This is a genomic window from Paraburkholderia sediminicola (genome assembly GCF_046026855.1).
GTDB classification, from domain to species: domain Bacteria; phylum Pseudomonadota; class Gammaproteobacteria; order Burkholderiales; family Burkholderiaceae; genus Paraburkholderia; species Paraburkholderia sediminicola_A.
The window spans coordinates 1-15,952 of record NZ_JAQQET010000038.1 but is presented as its reverse complement, the minus strand read 5'-3'; the positions used below and the strand labels follow the sequence as shown (position 1 = coordinate 15,952).

Annotated in this window: 15 protein-coding genes, 1 other RNA gene and 1 riboswitch; of the genes, 10 read left to right on the top strand and 6 right to left on the bottom strand. The window is 61.1% G+C overall.

All coding sequences use genetic code 11. The features are described 5' to 3' along the window. Nucleotides 1–12: 12 nt before the first annotated feature. The gene (locus PQR40_RS31980; RefSeq protein ID WP_408237471.1) at nucleotides 13–1,908 is read right to left on the bottom strand and encodes a TonB-dependent receptor domain-containing protein; all 1,896 of its coding nucleotides are present in this window, start codon (nucleotides 1,906–1,908) and stop codon (nucleotides 13–15) included. 91 nt (nucleotides 1,909–1,999) lie between these two features. Then, nucleotides 2,000–2,256, bottom strand: a riboswitch (cobalamin riboswitch). 207 nt (nucleotides 2,257–2,463) lie between these two features. Here PQR40_RS31980 and PQR40_RS31975 point away from each other — a divergent pair. The 5 genes from PQR40_RS31975 to PQR40_RS31955 all read left to right on the top strand — a co-directional run bounded on the left by PQR40_RS31975 (nucleotide 2,464) and on the right by PQR40_RS31955 (nucleotide 4,910). Next, entirely contained in the window at nucleotides 2,464–2,823 is a 360-nt protein-coding gene (locus PQR40_RS31975) for an ATPase (protein ID WP_408237468.1), read from the top strand. After that, the gene (locus tag PQR40_RS31970) at nucleotides 2,820–3,134 is read left to right on the top strand and encodes a cell division protein ZapA (protein WP_064269037.1); all 315 of its coding nucleotides are present in this window, start codon (nucleotides 2,820–2,822) and stop codon (nucleotides 3,132–3,134) included. Before PQR40_RS31975 ends, PQR40_RS31970 begins: the two co-directional genes overlap by 4 nt. Nucleotides 3,135–3,244: 110 nt before the next feature. Next, nucleotides 3,245–3,426, top strand: a non-coding RNA gene (gene ssrS, locus PQR40_RS31965) — 6S RNA. A 95-nt stretch (nucleotides 3,427–3,521) separates the two neighbouring features. After that, a complete protein-coding gene (locus tag PQR40_RS31960) occupies nucleotides 3,522–3,980 on the top strand; it encodes an EVE domain-containing protein (RefSeq protein ID WP_408237465.1) in 459 nt (152 codons plus the stop codon). A 198-nt stretch (nucleotides 3,981–4,178) separates the two neighbouring features. Continuing rightward, complete coding sequence (locus PQR40_RS31955; RefSeq protein WP_408510639.1) at nucleotides 4,179–4,910, top strand: SIMPL domain-containing protein; 732 nt, start codon at nucleotides 4,179–4,181, stop codon at nucleotides 4,908–4,910. 101 nt (nucleotides 4,911–5,011) lie between these two features. Here PQR40_RS31955 and lgt read toward each other — a convergent pair whose 3' ends face one another. After that, nucleotides 5,012–5,917, bottom strand: coding sequence for a prolipoprotein diacylglyceryl transferase (lgt, locus tag PQR40_RS31950; RefSeq protein WP_408394227.1), 906 nt, complete (start codon nucleotides 5,915–5,917; stop codon nucleotides 5,012–5,014). 133 nt (nucleotides 5,918–6,050) lie between these two features. After that, nucleotides 6,051–7,034: a LysR family transcriptional regulator gene (locus PQR40_RS31945; RefSeq protein WP_408510638.1), complete on the bottom strand. Its 984-nt coding sequence runs from the start codon at nucleotides 7,032–7,034 to the stop codon at nucleotides 6,051–6,053. A 215-nt stretch (nucleotides 7,035–7,249) separates the two neighbouring features. Between PQR40_RS31945 and ilvD the strand changes: the two genes are divergently transcribed. Then, nucleotides 7,250–8,923 (top strand): dihydroxy-acid dehydratase, encoded by a 1,674-nt coding sequence (ilvD, locus tag PQR40_RS31940; protein WP_408394231.1) that lies wholly within the window; start codon nucleotides 7,250–7,252, stop codon nucleotides 8,921–8,923. A 169-nt stretch (nucleotides 8,924–9,092) separates the two neighbouring features. Next, entirely contained in the window at nucleotides 9,093–9,434 is a 342-nt protein-coding gene (locus tag PQR40_RS31935) for a c-type cytochrome (protein WP_408394233.1), read from the top strand. Nucleotides 9,435–9,521: 87 nt separating this feature from the next. Here PQR40_RS31935 and PQR40_RS31930 read toward each other — a convergent pair whose 3' ends face one another. The 3 genes from PQR40_RS31930 to PQR40_RS31920 all read right to left on the bottom strand — a co-directional run bounded on the left by PQR40_RS31930 (nucleotide 9,522) and on the right by PQR40_RS31920 (nucleotide 12,294). Next, complete coding sequence (locus PQR40_RS31930) at nucleotides 9,522–10,205, bottom strand: DUF2486 family protein (protein WP_408237447.1); 684 nt, start codon at nucleotides 10,203–10,205, stop codon at nucleotides 9,522–9,524. A gap of 93 nt (nucleotides 10,206–10,298) precedes the next feature. Beyond that, entirely contained in the window at nucleotides 10,299–10,715 is a 417-nt protein-coding gene (locus tag PQR40_RS31925; protein ID WP_408394235.1) for a DNA polymerase III subunit chi, read from the bottom strand. Between the two features lie 52 nt (nucleotides 10,716–10,767). Next, nucleotides 10,768–12,294, bottom strand: a complete 1,527-nt coding sequence (locus tag PQR40_RS31920) for a leucyl aminopeptidase (protein ID WP_408394237.1) — start codon at nucleotides 12,292–12,294, stop codon at nucleotides 10,768–10,770. A gap of 137 nt (nucleotides 12,295–12,431) precedes the next feature. Between PQR40_RS31920 and lptF the strand changes: the two genes are divergently transcribed. The 3 genes from lptF to PQR40_RS31905 are packed head-to-tail and all read left to right on the top strand — an operon-like array spanning nucleotide 12,432 to nucleotide 15,073. Next, nucleotides 12,432–13,529, top strand: coding sequence for an LPS export ABC transporter permease LptF (gene lptF, locus PQR40_RS31915; protein ID WP_408237439.1), 1,098 nt, complete (start codon nucleotides 12,432–12,434; stop codon nucleotides 13,527–13,529). A gap of 3 nt (nucleotides 13,530–13,532) precedes the next feature. Continuing rightward, nucleotides 13,533–14,681, top strand: a complete 1,149-nt coding sequence (gene lptG / locus PQR40_RS31910; RefSeq protein WP_408237436.1) for an LPS export ABC transporter permease LptG — start codon at nucleotides 13,533–13,535, stop codon at nucleotides 14,679–14,681. A gap of 11 nt (nucleotides 14,682–14,692) precedes the next feature. Next, nucleotides 14,693–15,073: a sirohydrochlorin chelatase gene (locus tag PQR40_RS31905; RefSeq protein WP_408394239.1), complete on the top strand. Its 381-nt coding sequence runs from the start codon at nucleotides 14,693–14,695 to the stop codon at nucleotides 15,071–15,073. The last annotated feature ends 879 nt before the right edge of the window (nucleotides 15,074–15,952 follow it).

Below are 15,952 nucleotides of genomic sequence, written 5' to 3'. Positions count from 1 at the left end.
CACGGATGTCCGTCACTGCTGCTGCCAGCCGACCGTGACATACGCACCGCGCCGCGGCGAATTATACGAATAGGCCGTTTCATAGTCCTTGTTCAACAGGTTCTGGATTTGCGCGGCGACGTACCACGCCTTTGTGATGTTGTAGCGCGCCGACAGATTCACCACACCGTAGCCGCCCAGTGTGCCGCTGCTATCTTCACGGGCGCCGCTGACGATCCACTCGCCGCCGACGCGCCACCCCGCAATGCTGCGGTTCACCGCCAGCGAGGCGAAGCGCCGTGCACGCCGCACGAGATCGGTATCGCTATCGAGGTCGACCGGATTTTGCAGCGTCACCGACGCGCGCACATCCGTCTTGCCGACATGGCCGCTCCACGACCCTTCGAGCCCCTGCACCTTCGCACGGCCGACGTTCTCGGCCAGATAAATGCCGGGCGTCACCTGCTGGTAGTCGATCAGATTCGAATAACGCGTTTGAAACGCGCTCAGACGCATCACGCCAAGCGCATGCGACGCGTACTGCAACGCTGCTTCGATCGAATGGCTGCGCTCCGGCTGGATCGACGGATTGCCGCTGATCGGATAGTACAGATCGTCGAAGCTCGGCGCGCGGAACGAATCCGAATAGCTTGCAGTCGCCTTCCAATGCTCGGTGATGTCGAAACCGTAGCCGAGATAGTAACTGTTCGCCCCGCCGAAATCGGAATACTGATCGTGCCGGACATTGGCCTGAATCTGGTTGCGCCCGAAGCGCCCTGTATAGCCGACAAAACCCGAATCAACATGCCGGTCGGGCGCCGCAAACGTATCCGAGTCGAGGCTTTGATCGAGATGCTCGTAGCCGACCTGCAGTTTCTGTTGCGCGGCGAGCGCGAAATCGTTTTGCCACGTGTACTGGCGATTGTCGGTATCGAAGCGGCCGTTGTAGATGCCATTGGTATTCGACACGCTGCGGTCGTCGCCTTCGGAAACGACGAAGTGCGTGGTCCACCAATCGGTCAGCTTGCCGTTCGCGAACACCGACACCTGGCGCACTTTGCTATACAGATTGTTCAGATCGGTCGGCACGCCGTACGCGTTGTCGTAGCTGTTATTGCCGTTCGACTGGAGATAGGTGACGCCCGCGTCCCATTTGTCGTTGAACTTGTGGCGCAGCGAAGCCGAGATGCTTTCGTTCAGATAGCCGTTCGCATTCGGATTTGCATTGGGCGCCTGTGCCGGATTGAGCGAGGAGAAGCCGTCGTCTTTCGAGCGCGCAAGCGAGATGCTGAAGGTCGTGTTGCCGTCTTTATCCAGCGCGCCGTTCACGCCCACCTGCTGCGTCTGCGTGTGATAGCTGCCGTAGCCCACCGAAAAATTAAAGCGCGGCGGATGATCGCCGCCGTCTTTCGTGAATACCTGTACCACACCGCCGATCGCGCCGGAGCCGTAGAGCGCGGACACGTTGCCGTTCACGACTTCGACGTGATCGATCTGGTCGAGCGGAATCTGCGCGAGTTGCGGCGCGCCAAGACTCACCGAATCGACCCGTACGCCGTCGATCAGCAACAGCGATTGCGTCGACGATGCGCCGCGCAGAAACAGGCTCGCGGTGGAACCCGGGCCCCCAGTGCGCGAGATTTGCGCACCGGGGGCGAGTTGCAGCAGACCGGGCAAATCGGTTGCGGTCGTATCGGCGACGTCCTGCTGATCGAACAGCGTGGTCTGCGGGATCGCATCGGCGAGCGGTTGCGGTCCACGCTCCGCGGTTACGACAACGGGCGACAACACCGCGGGAGACGAACCGGCAGCCCCCGAATCGGCAGAAGAAGATGAAGACGGCGACGGAGAAGACGCAGCTTGAGCATGCACGACGAGCGGCAGGCTCGCAAAGGCGAGCAACGCCGCGCGAGCGATAGGGGACAGCATGGGGTGGCATTCCTGTTGATAGCGTGCGCGGCCCGCTTCCCCGCGGGCCGATGCGTAACGAGGCGCCCGCGCTGTTTTACGTTTGCGTGGGGGCGATCCTCTCCCTCTGGCCGGTATCCGGGCTAGCGACACATCGATCCCGCCTTCCCACGCGTGACGCGCAGTGGCACACTCGCGTGTTCAGCTTCAAACACGCGATCAGGATCAACCTGCATGACGTATGCGGTCGCTTACCGTTGCGGGGGCAGCGCAGGTTTGCGCGTTCTGGCGAACGGCGCACCCTGCTTCCCGTTTAACTGCGCGCACTATGGAAAAGCACGCGCGGGCACCAAAGTGCGGCCAGTTTAGGAGCGGTCCTCCAGTCCGTCAAGAATGGTTAATCCGTGCGCAATCTGTTCTGTTATGTGCAGGTTATTGTCCGATGCACGAGTCGTTTTTCATCATATGGTCGATAAAAGCCTGCACAAAGCGATGTTGTTACGTCTCGAAACGAGACAATTGTCGGAACCTGCGACATTCCGCGCTAAAATGCGATGTCTTTAGAGGACGCAGCAGATGCTCACCGAACTCGAAACACTTTCACAGAATATCGGCAAGCTGATCACGATCAGCCAACGCCACAATGAAGCGCGGCTCGCGCTCGAAGATCAGCTCGCCCAAACGCGTGCCGAAGCTGAGGCCACGCGCACTGAACTCGCGTTGATGCGCGAGGAGCGCGATACGCTGCAAGCGGAACGCGACGCGCTGTCGGCAAAGATCGACGACGCCCAGGTACGCCTGAATGCGATCCTCGAAAAGCTGCCGCGGGCTCGTGCGCAAAGCGAGCCGGACAATCAGCTCGATCTGCTCGAGGCCGCCGCGCCGCATGAGGTCGAAGCGGAGAGCGACGCCACCCGCCATGGAGAAAATGCATGACCACCAAGCAGATCGAAGTATCGATTCTCGGCGTGCCTTATCGGCTCGCCTGCTCGCCGGAAACAGAAGGCGCGCTGCTTGAAGCGGTTGCACGCGTCGACGCCGAGATGTCGAAGATCCGCAACAACAGCAACGTGCGCGGCACGGATCGCATTGCCGTCATGGCTGCGCTGTCGCTGGCATCGGAACTGCTTAAGCTGCAAACGAGCGTGCGACACGGAGAAGCATTTCCCGCCGAAGAAATCCGGCGTACAATGCATCAAATGAACGAACAACTGGGTACGGTGATTCAGCAGTACAGCATGCAGTAAGCACCCAGCAGTCTCGAACAATTTCAAGTGGCCGGTCCTGAGATCGGCTGCGAATTCAAGCGGAATGCATGAGCAAAAACTCACGCAAACAATTGAGTTCAATCGGTTTGACCTCCCTGCCTGGTTCGCCAAGGTCATATATTCCTTGAACCAATGCCATGTGCACGGTTGTGGAAATTTGTAGCACGGGTGTGCGCGTCACTCTGTCTGATGTACCCGAAGTGCTGCTAACTGCGACCAATTCTGAACCCCCGGTTCAGGATGCCGGCCTAGCGGCTAAGGCGGGGACCTTATTCAAAACGGCATCGGACTTCGGTCCGGTGCCGTTTTTCTTTGGGTCTCGGTTTTTCTTCTGTATTCTCAAACCTTTAACGTTCAATTCGATTCATGCGCTACTGGCTAATGAAGTCCGAACCGGACGAAGCAAGCATCGACCATCTCGCCCAGGCACCGCAACACACGTTGCCGTGGACCGGCGTGCGCAACTATCAGGCGCGCAACTTCATGCGCGACATGATGCAGGTCGGCGACGCTGTGCTGTTCTATCACTCGAGTTGCCCTGAGCCGGGCATTGCGGGACTCGCGGAGGTGTCGTCCACCGCCTATCCGGACCCCACTCAATTCGATAAGAAGAGCCCCTACTACGACCCGAAGTCGTCGCAGGAAACGCCGCGCTGGCTGCTCGTCGATGTGGTGTTCAAGAAGAAAATCCCGTTGATTCCGCTTTCCGCATTGCGCGAGCATGAGGAATTGAAGGACATGCGCGTGCTCGCCAGAGGCAACCGCCTGTCGATCACGCCGGTGACCGAAACCGAATGGCGCTTCATCACCAGGCATCTTGTTTGACGCTGCATACGCACATGCGGCCCGCCGCTGCTGCAATCATGTGCAAATCTGCGCGCGGATGAAGTCAAACGTTGAAGCAAACGTCAAATTAGGGAACCAAGCCCAGGTTACAAGCGCCTAACGGACTCGCAAACGTCGTGCCATTGCACGGCGCTCGCTCCAATCGTGCACAAACCTGTTCAAGCAAGGAGTCCAAGAATGACGAAAAACACCGCACGTGCACTCGCTCTCGCTCTCGTATGCGCCGCTCCGGCAGCGCTCGCGCTAACGCCGGCCATGGCCCGCGCGCAAGGCGTGACGCAGTATCAGCCCGCGGGCGTGCTGTCGCTGAATGCGCAGGCAAGCACGGAAGTGCCGCAAGACGTCGTCGATATCACGCTGTTCTACGAACAGGAAGCGAGCGATCCGTCCGCGCTTACCTCCACGCTGAATCAGCGCGCCGATGCGGCGCTGCAAAAAGCCAAGGGCGTGAACGGCGTAACGGCCCGCACCGGTTCCTTCTCGATCTACCCGTCCACCGATCGTGACGGCCGCATTTCCGCATGGCGCGGCCGTACCGAAGTTGTGCTCGAATCGCACGACTTCGCCGCAGCGTCGAAACTCGCAGGCCAGATGGCATCGATCATGCAGGTCGGCAATGTGCAGTTCTCGCTGTCGCCTGAAGCGCAGCGTGCTGCTGAGCAGAAGCTCACCGGCGAAGCCATCAGGTCGTTCCGCGAGCAGGCGGCTTCGTCGGCGCAGGCGTTCGGCTACAGCAGCTATTCGATTCGTGAAGTCAACGTCGGGCACAACGGCGTCATGCCGCGTCCGATGATGATGATGAGCGCACGCGCCATGGGCGCCGATGCGAAGGCATCCGCGCCCGTGCCGCTCGAAGGCGGCACGTCGACTGTGACGGTCAACGTGTCTGGCTCGGTGCAGATGAAGTAACGCGTTTTACGCTTGACGCACTGCTGTGAGGCAGCAGAGTAAAAAGCCACGGCATGCCGTGGCTTTTTACATTGGGTGTTCACTACGATAAAACGTAGCGATCAGTTCGCGCCGACCGCTTGCGCCGGTTGACGCCGCGCACGGCGATAGGACCACACCAGTATCCCGATGCCAACCAGGATCATTGGCAGCGAGAGCCATTGGCCCATCGAAAGCCCCATTGCGAGCAAGCCAAGGAAATCATCCGGCTCACGCGCGAATTCCACCGTGAAGCGTGCGAGACCGTAGCCGATCAGGAACACCGCGGAAATCGCGCCCAGCGGCTTCGGTTTGCGCGAGAAGAAGAACAGCACGAAGAACAGCGCCACGCCTTCGAGCGCAATCTCATACAACTCCGACGGATGCCGCGGCAGCATGTGATATTGCGCGAACACTTCGTTCAGATGCCATTGGGCGGCCAGTTGCGGATGCGTGGTGAGCCAGGTGGCGTCGTCCGGTGCGGCGCCGGGAAAGAGCATCGCCCACGGTGCCGACGGATCGGTCACACGCCCCCACAACTCGCCGTTGATGAAGTTGCCGAGGCGCCCTGCCGCGAGCCCGGTCGGCACCATCGGCGCGACGAAATCGGTGACCTGCAGCCACGAGCGTTTGCGCTGATACGCGAACAGCACCATCGCCAGCGTTACGCCGAGGAAGCCGCCGTGAAACGACATGCCGCCTTCCCACACCTTGAAGATGTCGAGCGGATGCGTGAAGTAAAAGCTCGCCTTGTAGAACAGCACGTAGCCGAGCCGGCCGCCGAAAATCGTACCGAGCACGCCGTAGAACAGCATGTCGTCGATGTCCCTGGCGGTCCAGCCTTGCGCGGCGACGTACGGCAAACGCAGCCGCAGCCGTCCGACGACGATCGCCGCGATGAACGCGACGAGGTACATCAGTCCATACCAGCGCACAGCAAGCGGCCCCAGATGAATGGCAACGGGGTCGAAATTCGGGTGAATGAGCATCGTGTTGTTATGGGCAGTTCAGGTTCAGAAGCGGATTTCTAGTCGATTTTCAAGCAGCAGCCAGCGGTTTGCACACCATGCGGCGCATGCGTTGGACGGTTCGGTTTGCAATGCGTTCGCGGCAGCATCGAGCCTAATCGCGAGGCGCCGCAACCTGCGCCTCAACGGTGGCCGCATGTGCTCGCACGATTTCGATGAACCCGGCCAACACCGGACCCACCTCCGCCGTGCGCCAGACCAGCCCCGTCTCGATCGCCGGCACCGATTCGGCGAACGCCCGGTACACGACGCCAGTGCGGCGCAAGTTACGCAACGATTGCGGCACCAGTGCGACGCCCATGCTGGCCGACACGAGGCTCACGATCGTCTGCATCTGGATCGCCTCCTGGCCGACCCGGGGTACGAGGCCCGCCACGCCGTAGCAATCCATAATGATGTCATAAAAGCCCGGCGCCAAACGTCTTGGGAAGATCACGAGCGGTTCGTCGGCGACGTCGCGCAGGCTAATCGGTGTGTCCAGCCACTCGGCGCGCGGGTCGCCGTCGGACCCGACGGCGCTGCCTGCGCGCGCCGCCGTTTCCGTCGACATCGCGATCACCAGCGGCTCGCGGGCGATCGGCAACCACGAGAGCTGGGTGGCATGGCGCGACGGCAGCGGGGCGATCACGAGGCCCGCGTCGATACGCCCGGCCACGAGTTCTTCCACCTGCACATCGCTGGTGGCTTCCGTCAATTCGAGGCGCACCCGTGGATGCCGCGCGCCGAAATCACGCAGCAGCAACGGCAGCAAGCCGTAATCGGCCGTGGAGACAAACGCCAGCGACAGCGCTCCCGCCTCGCCTCGCGCGAGGCTCTGCGCCAGCGGCCGCAGCCCCTCGGCACTCGACAGCAGGCGCTGCACTTCCGGCAGCAGGTCGGCGCCCACCGGAGTGAGCTCCACCGAACGCTTGGTCCGCGCGAACAGCGCCACACCAAGCGTCCCCTCCAGTGCGCGAATCGCTTGCGACAACGGGGGCTGCGTCATGGAAAGGCGTGCGGCCGCTCGTCCGAAGTGCTTTTCTTCGGCGACGGTCACGAAATAGCGCAACTGGCGCAGATCAGGGATAGCGGGCAACATGATTAATACATTTTACGACCTAATCGAGCCTGAATAATATATTGGACACACGCCTGGCAAAACTGCATCCTTGCGCGACGCGTCGGAACTAAACTGGACTGAAGCGCCGTCGTACCTGCCGGCAAGCGCATTGGCGGCGTCGGCATAGCGCCTGCCGCACCAACTGGGCGGCAAACACGCAGCACGGATCAAAACAAAACAGATTGGAGTCCCCCATGGCATACAACCGTCGTTCGAAGAACATCACGCAAGGCGTGGCGCGTTCACCGAACCGCTCGATGTACTACGCACTCGGCTACGAAAAGGCCGACTTCGACAAGCCGATGATCGGCATCGCCAACGGCCACTCGACCATCACGCCGTGTAACGCCGGCCTGCAGCGTCTGGCCGACGCGGCCGTTGCCGCGGTCAAGGGCGCCGACGCGAATCCGCAGATCTTCGGCACGCCGACGATTTCGGACGGCATGTCGATGGGCACCGAAGGCATGAAGTATTCGCTGGTGTCGCGCGAAGTCATCGCCGACTGTATCGAGACCTGCGTGCAAGGTCAGTGGATGGACGGCGTGGTCGTGATCGGCGGCTGCGATAAGAACATGCCAGGCGGCATGATCGGTATGTTGCGCACCAACGTGCCGAGCATCTACGTGTACGGCGGCACGATCCGCCCGGGCAACTGGAAGGGCACCGACCTGACCATCGTGTCGTCGTTCGAAGCAGTGGGCGAATTCACGGCCGGCCGGATGTCGCAGGAAGATTTTGAAGGGGTCGAAAAGAACGCGTGCCCGTCCACGGGTTCATGCGGTGGCATGTACACCGCCAACACGATGAGCTCGTCGTTCGAAGCGCTGGGCATGTCGCTGCTGTATTCGTCGACGATGGCCAATCCGGACCAGGAAAAGGTCGACTCGGCCGCCGAATCGGCACGCGTGCTGGTCGAAGCGGTCAAGAAGGATCTGAAACCGCGCGACATCGTCACGAAGAAGTCGATCGAAAACGCCGTAGCCGTCCTGATGGCGACGGGCGGCTCGACCAACGCGGTGCTGCACTTTCTCGCCATCGCGCACGCGGCTGAAGTGGAATGGACCATCGAAGACTTCGAGCGTATGCGCAAGAAAGTGCCAGTGATCTGTAACCTGAAGCCGTCGGGCCAGTTCGTGGCAACCGATCTGCATAAGGCCGGCGGCATTCCGCAAGTCATGAAGATTCTGCTCGACGCAGGTCTATTGCACGGCGATTGCATCACGATCACCGGCAAGACGATCGCTGAAGAACTGAAGGACGTGCCGAGCAAGCCGCGCGCCGATCAGCAGGTGATTTTTCCGATCGAACAGGCGCTGTACAAGGAAGGCCACCTCGCCATCCTTAAGGGCAACCTGGCCGTTGACGGCGCCGTCGCCAAGATCACCGGCCTGAAGAACCCGGTCATCACCGGCCCGGCCCGCGTGTTCGACGACGAGCAAAGCGCGCTGGAAGCGATTCTGGCCGACAGGATCGTCGCCGGCGACGTGGTCGTGCTGCGTTACCTCGGCCCGAAGGGCGGCCCCGGCATGCCGGAAATGCTCGCGCCGACGTCGGCGATCATCGGCAAGGGGCTCGGCGAAAGCGTCGGCCTTATCACCGACGGCCGTTTCTCGGGCGGCACGTGGGGCATGGTGGTCGGCCACGTCGCACCGGAAGCATTCGTGGGCGGTACGATCGCGTTCGTCCAGGAAGGCGACTCGATCACGATCGACGCACACAAGCTGCTCCTGCAACTGAACATCGACGACGCCGAATTGCAACGCCGCCGCGCTGCATGGCAGCAACCGAAGCCGCGTTACACGCATGGCGTGCTGGCGAAATACTCCGCGTTGGCACTACCGGCCAACAAGGGCGCAGTGACGGGCTAAGCACGCATTAAGCGGCCGATTCGCCCGGGTTCCCCGGACGAACCACGCGCGCGGCTCAAAGCCACATAAGCTACGTAAAAGCGCAAAGGGGCGCACGGGAAACCGTGCGCCCCTTTCCTTTTATAATGCGTGCACCACGAGTCGGGCACCTGCACCGACGGAGACCAGAATGAAATCAATGTCGTACGCAGCGCTTGCAGCGGCCGGTGTGCTGAGCGCTACATTAAGCGTCAGCAGTCCCGCGGCGCACGCGGAGGCCTCCGTTGGCCTTGCGCTAGCGCAGCAGCAGAACTGCATGAGCTGCCACTCGGTGACGCGTCCCTTCATGGGACCGGCGCTGCATGACGTCGCCGAAAAATACGCCGGCCACGAAGACGCCATTACCTATCTGAAGCGCAAGATTCTGGATGGCAGCACGGGGGTGTGGGGCACGGTGCCGATGCCCGCGAACACGCAGCTCACGCCCGATCAGGCGGCTACGCTGGCGAGCTGGGTGATGACGCTCAAATGACGATACTTCTTAAATGAATACTCAAATGAACGCGCCCCTGGTGAAAGTGGTGAGAGCGCCCGGATAAAAGTGCGCCCTCTTCCCTGATCAAGCGCTGCCCGAGCGCCGCGCGATCTCCTGATCGACCGCTTCCCTTACCCAGCCGGTCAATTCAGTCTCCAGAGCCAGCGCCACTTCGCGCGTGATCTGGTTGACGAGCCATGAAGTGTGATCCTGCAGCGCGTCGCGGCAGCGTGCTTCGATGATGCCGCGCCCCTCGCCCGTCAGAAAACCCGCAAACCGTCCACGCAGACGTTCGGCGATGACATCCGCATCGAGATTAGGCCGCGGCTGCGCGAGCGCCTCATGAGCGATATCCGGCGGCACGATCGCGCCCGCCTCGATCGGCGCATGCGGTTCAACCCGATCGAAGACGCCCGCCGACGGCGCAAAATCAGATTCATGCCCGTGCCGGTGATCGGCGGCATGGTGTGACCTCGAGCGTTTCTTCGGATGCGCGGATTCTTCCGGATGCGCTGGCTCCGCCACATGCACAGGCTCCGGCGCGAGCGTCGGCTCCTCCCGCGCATGCGCGGGTTCTGGCGCAAGCACCGGCTCAGGCTCGTGCCCGGGTTCCGGCGCGAAGACCGGTTCTTGCGCAGTCTCGGGATCAAACACCAGCTGCGTAGCCGGCGTTGCCGCGTTACCTGGCGCATGGCGCGCCTGAGCAGGATTGCCCGGTACGATAATCTCGTGCAGAACCGGGATCGAACTGTCGTTAGGATCGGACACGTGCACTCTCCGCGTTTGAGTCCAAGCTGAAGCAGGCCGCGTACGCGTCGAATCCATACGACAAAACACCACGCGACGCGGGCGGAATGAAACCTAGCTGCCTTGCTTGTAGTTGTTCAAAGGATAGCCGCGATCGCGATAGAAACGATAGCGTTCGCGGCCCGCCGCGAGTTCGTCGTGTGCGTTACCGACCACTTCCAGCAATCTTTCGAAGCGCGCGAATTGCGCGGGCACCGTGACGCCGAGATTGAGCAGCACCTGATGGTGCGGCACATCATCGAGGCTCGAAGCCAGCACAATCGGTGTTTGCGAGGCGAGCTTCGTGCCCGCCATGCAGTGCGGCACGAAGTCGAGTGGCGAGAACGTCCACAACTGTTCGTCGAAAGCCCGCAGGCGCTCGGGCTCGGCCAGCACGATGGTCGGCTGGCCCGCCTGATACGCCTTGCGGATCAGGCGGCACGCATACAGCAGCGAATCGCCGACGTTCGAGTGAAAATCGATTCTCGTCATCGGCGGCTCCGCTTTGCGTCTACAACAATGCCTGCAACCTTACTGCAACGCGTCATTGTGCAGCGCGACCGTCCGCGGCCCTATCGATAAGGAACTGCGCGAGCAAGGGCACCGGACGGCCGGTAGCGCCCTTCGCCGCGCCGCTCTTCCACGCGGTGCCGGCGATGTCCAGATGCGCCCACGGGTACGCTTCGGTGAAGCGCGACAGGAAGCACGCCGCCGTCACGCTGCCCGCCGGACGCCCGCCGATGTTCGCCAGGTCCGCGAAATTCGACTTGAGCTGATCCTGATACTCGTCGTCGAGCGGCAGGCGCCAGGCCGGGTCGGAAGCTTCACGCGATGCATCGAGCAGTTCGCCCGCCAGCGCGTCGTCTTTCGAGAACAGGCCGCTGTTGTGATGACCCAGCGCGATGATGCAAGCGCCCGTCAGCGTGGCGATGTCGATCACCGCTGCCGGCTTGAAGCGCTCGGCGTAGGTGAGCGCGTCGCACAGGATCAGCCGGCCTTCGGCGTCCGTGTTCAGCACTTCGATCGTCAGGCCCTTCATGCTGGTGACGATGTCGCCCGGCTTGGTGGCGGTGGCCGACGGCATGTTCTCCACCGCCGGGATGATGCCGACCACGTTGATTTTCAAGCCCATTTCGGCGACGGCGCGCAACGTGCCCAGCACCGAACCGGCGCCGCACATGTCGTACTTCATCTCGTCCATGCCTTCGCCCGGTTTCAGCGAAATGCCGCCGGTGTCGAACGTGACGCCCTTGCCGACCAGCACCACCGGCGCGGCTTTCGCGGCCCCGCCCTGATACTGCAGCACGATGAACTGAGCCGGTTCGACCGAGCCGGCCGTGACCGACAGGAACGAGCCCATCTTCAGCGCTTCGCACTGCTTTTCGCCGAGCACTTCGACCTTCAGCTTCCAGTCTTTGGCGAGCTTCCTGGCCGTGTTGGCGAGGTAGGTCGGCGTGCAGACGTTGCTCGGCAGGTTGCCGAGGTCGCGCGTCAGGTCCATGCCGTTGGCAAGTGCGGCGCCCTGCTTCGCGGCAAGCTTGGCGGCCTTCTCGTCGCCGGTATTGACGCTGAAGACGATGCGCTTCAACGCACGCGTCGAGTTGTCCGGCTTGCTCTTCATCTGCGTGAACTTGTAGGTCAACTCGCGCAGCGCGATGATCGCGGCGCGCACGCCCCAATCGGCCGAACGTTCGAGGATTGGCAGTTGGGCGAGCGTGAAGGTGACCTGGACGATCTTGGTGGGGAGCAATGCGCGCCAGGCGGCCCGCACGGCTTCGCCGTAGGCTTTCTGGCTGAAAGCATCCTGCTTGCCGAGGCCGACCAGCAGCACGCGTGACGCGCCGATGCCCGAGACTTCGTGCAGGAACAGCGTGGCGCCGGCCTTGCCGTCCATGTCGCCGGCCTTGATGATGCGGGTCAGCAGGCCCTTGGTGGCCGCGTCGATCTCCAGCGCAGCGCCCGAGAGCGTTTGCGACTCGAACACGCCGATTACGATGCAATCCGATTTCCCGGTCAGGAAACCGTTTGACGAGCCTTTGGTCCAATCACAGGCTTTTATGCTAAAGTCCATCGCGCTTGTCCTCGGATAAAATCTGGGCTTAGGATGAAAGCCGCAATTATCCGCTATTTTTCCCGCGGCGGCTGCACCGGAGACGTGACGGGAACCAATCCGTGCGTCACTGAGAGCGCCCCCTCTCATCATCAATAATGATCTTCGAACGCTCCCTCCAGCGCGAACTCGCGTATACGGCTGGTGCCGTGTTCATGGTTCTCCTCACGCTCGTGCTGACGACGATGATGATCCGCATCGTCGGCTTCGCGGCTTCGGGCGAGATCGACCCGCGCGACGTGCTGGTCCTGATCGGCCTGACCGTGATCGGCTACCTGGCCATCATGCTCGTCGCGACCCTGTTCGTGTCGATTCTGTTCGTCCTGACCCGCTGGTACAAAGACTCCGAAATGGTCGTCTGGCTCGCCTCGGGTGTCAGTTTGACCCGCTTCATCAAGCCAATCGGTATTTTCGCCACGCCGATCATCATTCTCATCATGTTCTTCGTGTTCGTCGGCTGGCCGTGGTCGAACCAGCAGAGCAAGCTGATCCGCGCGCGCTTCCAGCAGCGCGACGAAGTCTCGCTGCTCGCCCCGGGTCAATTCCGCGAGTCGGCGACCAGCCACCGCGTGTTCTTCATCGAGAAGATGTCGCCCGACCAGGCGCGCGTCGAGAACGTGTTCGTGACCAGCACGGAAAACGGTAAGGTCAACGTGGTCGTGTCGAAAACCGGCCACACCGAAACACACAAGAACGGCGACCGCTTCGTCGTGCTGGAAAACGGCCGCCGTTATGACGGCGAACCGGGGCACCCCGATTTCCGCATCATGGAATTCGAACGCTACGGCGTGAAGATCCAGAGCCAGCCGGTCATCAACACGCCGACTACCACCGGCTTGCCTACGCTCACGCTGCTGCGCAACCCGACCAAGGACAACCTCGCCGAATTCGCGTGGCGCGCGGGCCTGCCGCTGATTGCGATCAACCTGATGCTGCTGGCGATCCCGCTCGCGCACCAGAACCCGCGGCGCAGCCGCACGATCAATCTGGTGATGGCTGTTCTGATTTATCTGACGTATTCGAATCTGTTAAACGTGATCCAGTCGTGGATCGAGCAAGGCAAGATGTCGTTCGGAGTTGGACTGGTGGGCCTGCATATCATCGTGGCGGCGATCGTCGCATTCATCTTCTGGCTGCGCGTGCGCAACCGGCCGCTATTCACGCGGGCGATGTTCGGCCGTGCGAAGGGGGCCTGACCGATGCGGATCTATGAAAGGTACTTCGCGCGTCAGATCTACCTCACGTTCGTCTTTATTCTGTTCGCGTTTTCAGGTCTGTTCTTCTTCTTCGACCTGATCAACGAACTGAACTCCGTCGGCCACGGCAATTACAAATTCCAGTACGCGGTGCTGCGGGTCGCTTTGCAAACGCCGTCGCGCTTTTACGAAATCATTCCTGTCGCCGCGTTGATCAGCGCGATCTACGTGTTCGCGCAAATGGCGGCGAACTCCGAGTACACGATTTTCCGCGTGTCCGGCCTCGCCACCAATCAGGCGCTGCGCTCGCTCATGAAGATCGGCATTCCGCTGGTGTTCCTGACTTACATCATCGGCGAAGTAGTCGGTCCGTACACGGATCAGTTGTCGGAACGCGTGCGGCTCGAAGCACTGGGGTCGTCGGTATCGACCAACTTCGAGTCGGGTGTGTGGGTGAAGGACACGCTCACCGCGCGCGCGGACGGCGAGCAGGTCACGCGTTTCGTGAACGTCGGCGAATTGAAGCCGGACGCTACGATCAGCAACGTGCGGATTTACGAATTCGATTCGAAGTTCCGCCTCTCGAATGTGCGGATTGCGAAGAGCGGCAGGTATCAGCCGCCGGGGCATTGGCAACTGACCGACGTGACCGATACGCAATTGATCGACGTCCCCCCTCCTCCGGGCACGCCGACCGACGCCTTGAATCCAGTGTACCGCGCGACGCAGGTGGCGTTGCCTGAGTATTCGCTGCGCTCGGAATTGACGCCGCAGATCCTGTCGGTGCTGCTGGTGTCGCCGGATCGGATGTCGATGTTCAACCTGTTCCGCTACATCCAGCATTTGACCGAGAATCATCAGGACACGCAGCGGTATGAAATCGCGCTGTGGCGCAAGCTGCTGTATCCATTCGCGGTGTTCGTGATGCTGGTGCTGTCGCTGCCGTTTGCGTATCTGCATACGCGCGCCGGTGTGGTGGGTGTGAAGGTTTTCGGCGGGATTATGCTGGGGATGAGTTTCCAGCTGTTCAACACGCTGTTCTCGCATATTGGCACGTTGAATACGTGGCCCGCGCCGTTGACTGCGGCTACGCCTGGGCTCGTTTATCTCGTGCTCGGGCTGGTCGGATTGAAGTGGGTTGATCGCCATTAGGAGCCGTTGCCATGGCTACGCATGGGTTGGTGCTGTTCGGGCACGGCGCGAGAGACGTGCGATGGCGCGAGCCGTTTGAGAGGCTTGCCGATAAGTTGCGGGCTGCCCGTGGTTCTGATGCTGGCACTGGGTCGGTTTTGCTGGCTTTTCTTGAGTTGATGGAGCCGGATCTACCTACCGCTGTGGGTGCTCTTGTCTCCGACGGGTGTTCTGTTGTGACTGTTGTGCCTGTTTTTTTTGGGCAAGGCGGGCATGTTCGGAAGGATCTGCCGGATGTGATCGAGCGATGTCGTGGGTTGTATCCGGGTGTGGAGATCAAGTGCGCTACGGCAGTCGGCGAGGATGAAGCTGTGTTGGATGCAGTGGCGGAGTATTGCCTTCGGCAGGTTTGATTTTGGTGTTTGTCTTTTCTTGTTTTCTTGCTGTGCAACTGCGGTGGTGGCCTTTCCTTGAACTGGCTGCTTTGGCCTTTCCTTGAATTCTTAGTGGTTTATTAGCATCGCCCCTGTGCGGGGCAGGCACCTACTTTTCTTTGCCTGCTGCAAAGAAAAGTAGGCAAAAGAAAGCAGCTCAAACCGCTAGCTCTTAAGCGGGTCCCCTGGCTTGGAGGGGATAGTGGTACATCTGGAATCTGTGCTCTCGCACATTCCGCCTTAGCGACAAGGCCGTCATACTTCCGGCGGCGCTACGCGCGCCGTAACGGTACTTCTCAACACCGATGGTAAATATATGTGCGCGCCCGGCATCACGCTTCCCGGTCCGTACTTCGTGCATCGCCACGAGTCTGCCAGGGAAACCGCCGTTCGGTTGAGCAGTGAGCGCCATCAGCTTCGCCTCGACGAATGCGAACGACCCCAGACATAGCTAGCGGCTGGACGCTGAAAGCGGCAAGCGGCAAGCGGCAAGCGGCAAGCGGCAAGCGGCAAGCGGCAAGCGGCAAGCGGCTTTGAAGTGTCGCATGCTTTCAGTACGACAGACGGCATTGTGAATTACTGCTGCGTGCGAAAACGGCTGGTGGCAGACGAAATACGGCTGGGAGCTGAAAACGGCAAGTCGGTTTTTGAGGTGCCACGCGCATTCAACACAACAGGCGCTAATGTGAATTACCGCTGCATACGAAACGGCTAGCGGTTTAACGAAGTACCGCGTCGGCGCGCGCAGCGCCGCCGGAAGTATGACGGCCTTGTCACCGAGGCGGAGTGTGCGAGAGCACAGATTCCAGATGCTCCACTACCGCAACTGTGCGGGGGACCCGCTTAAGAACTAGCGGT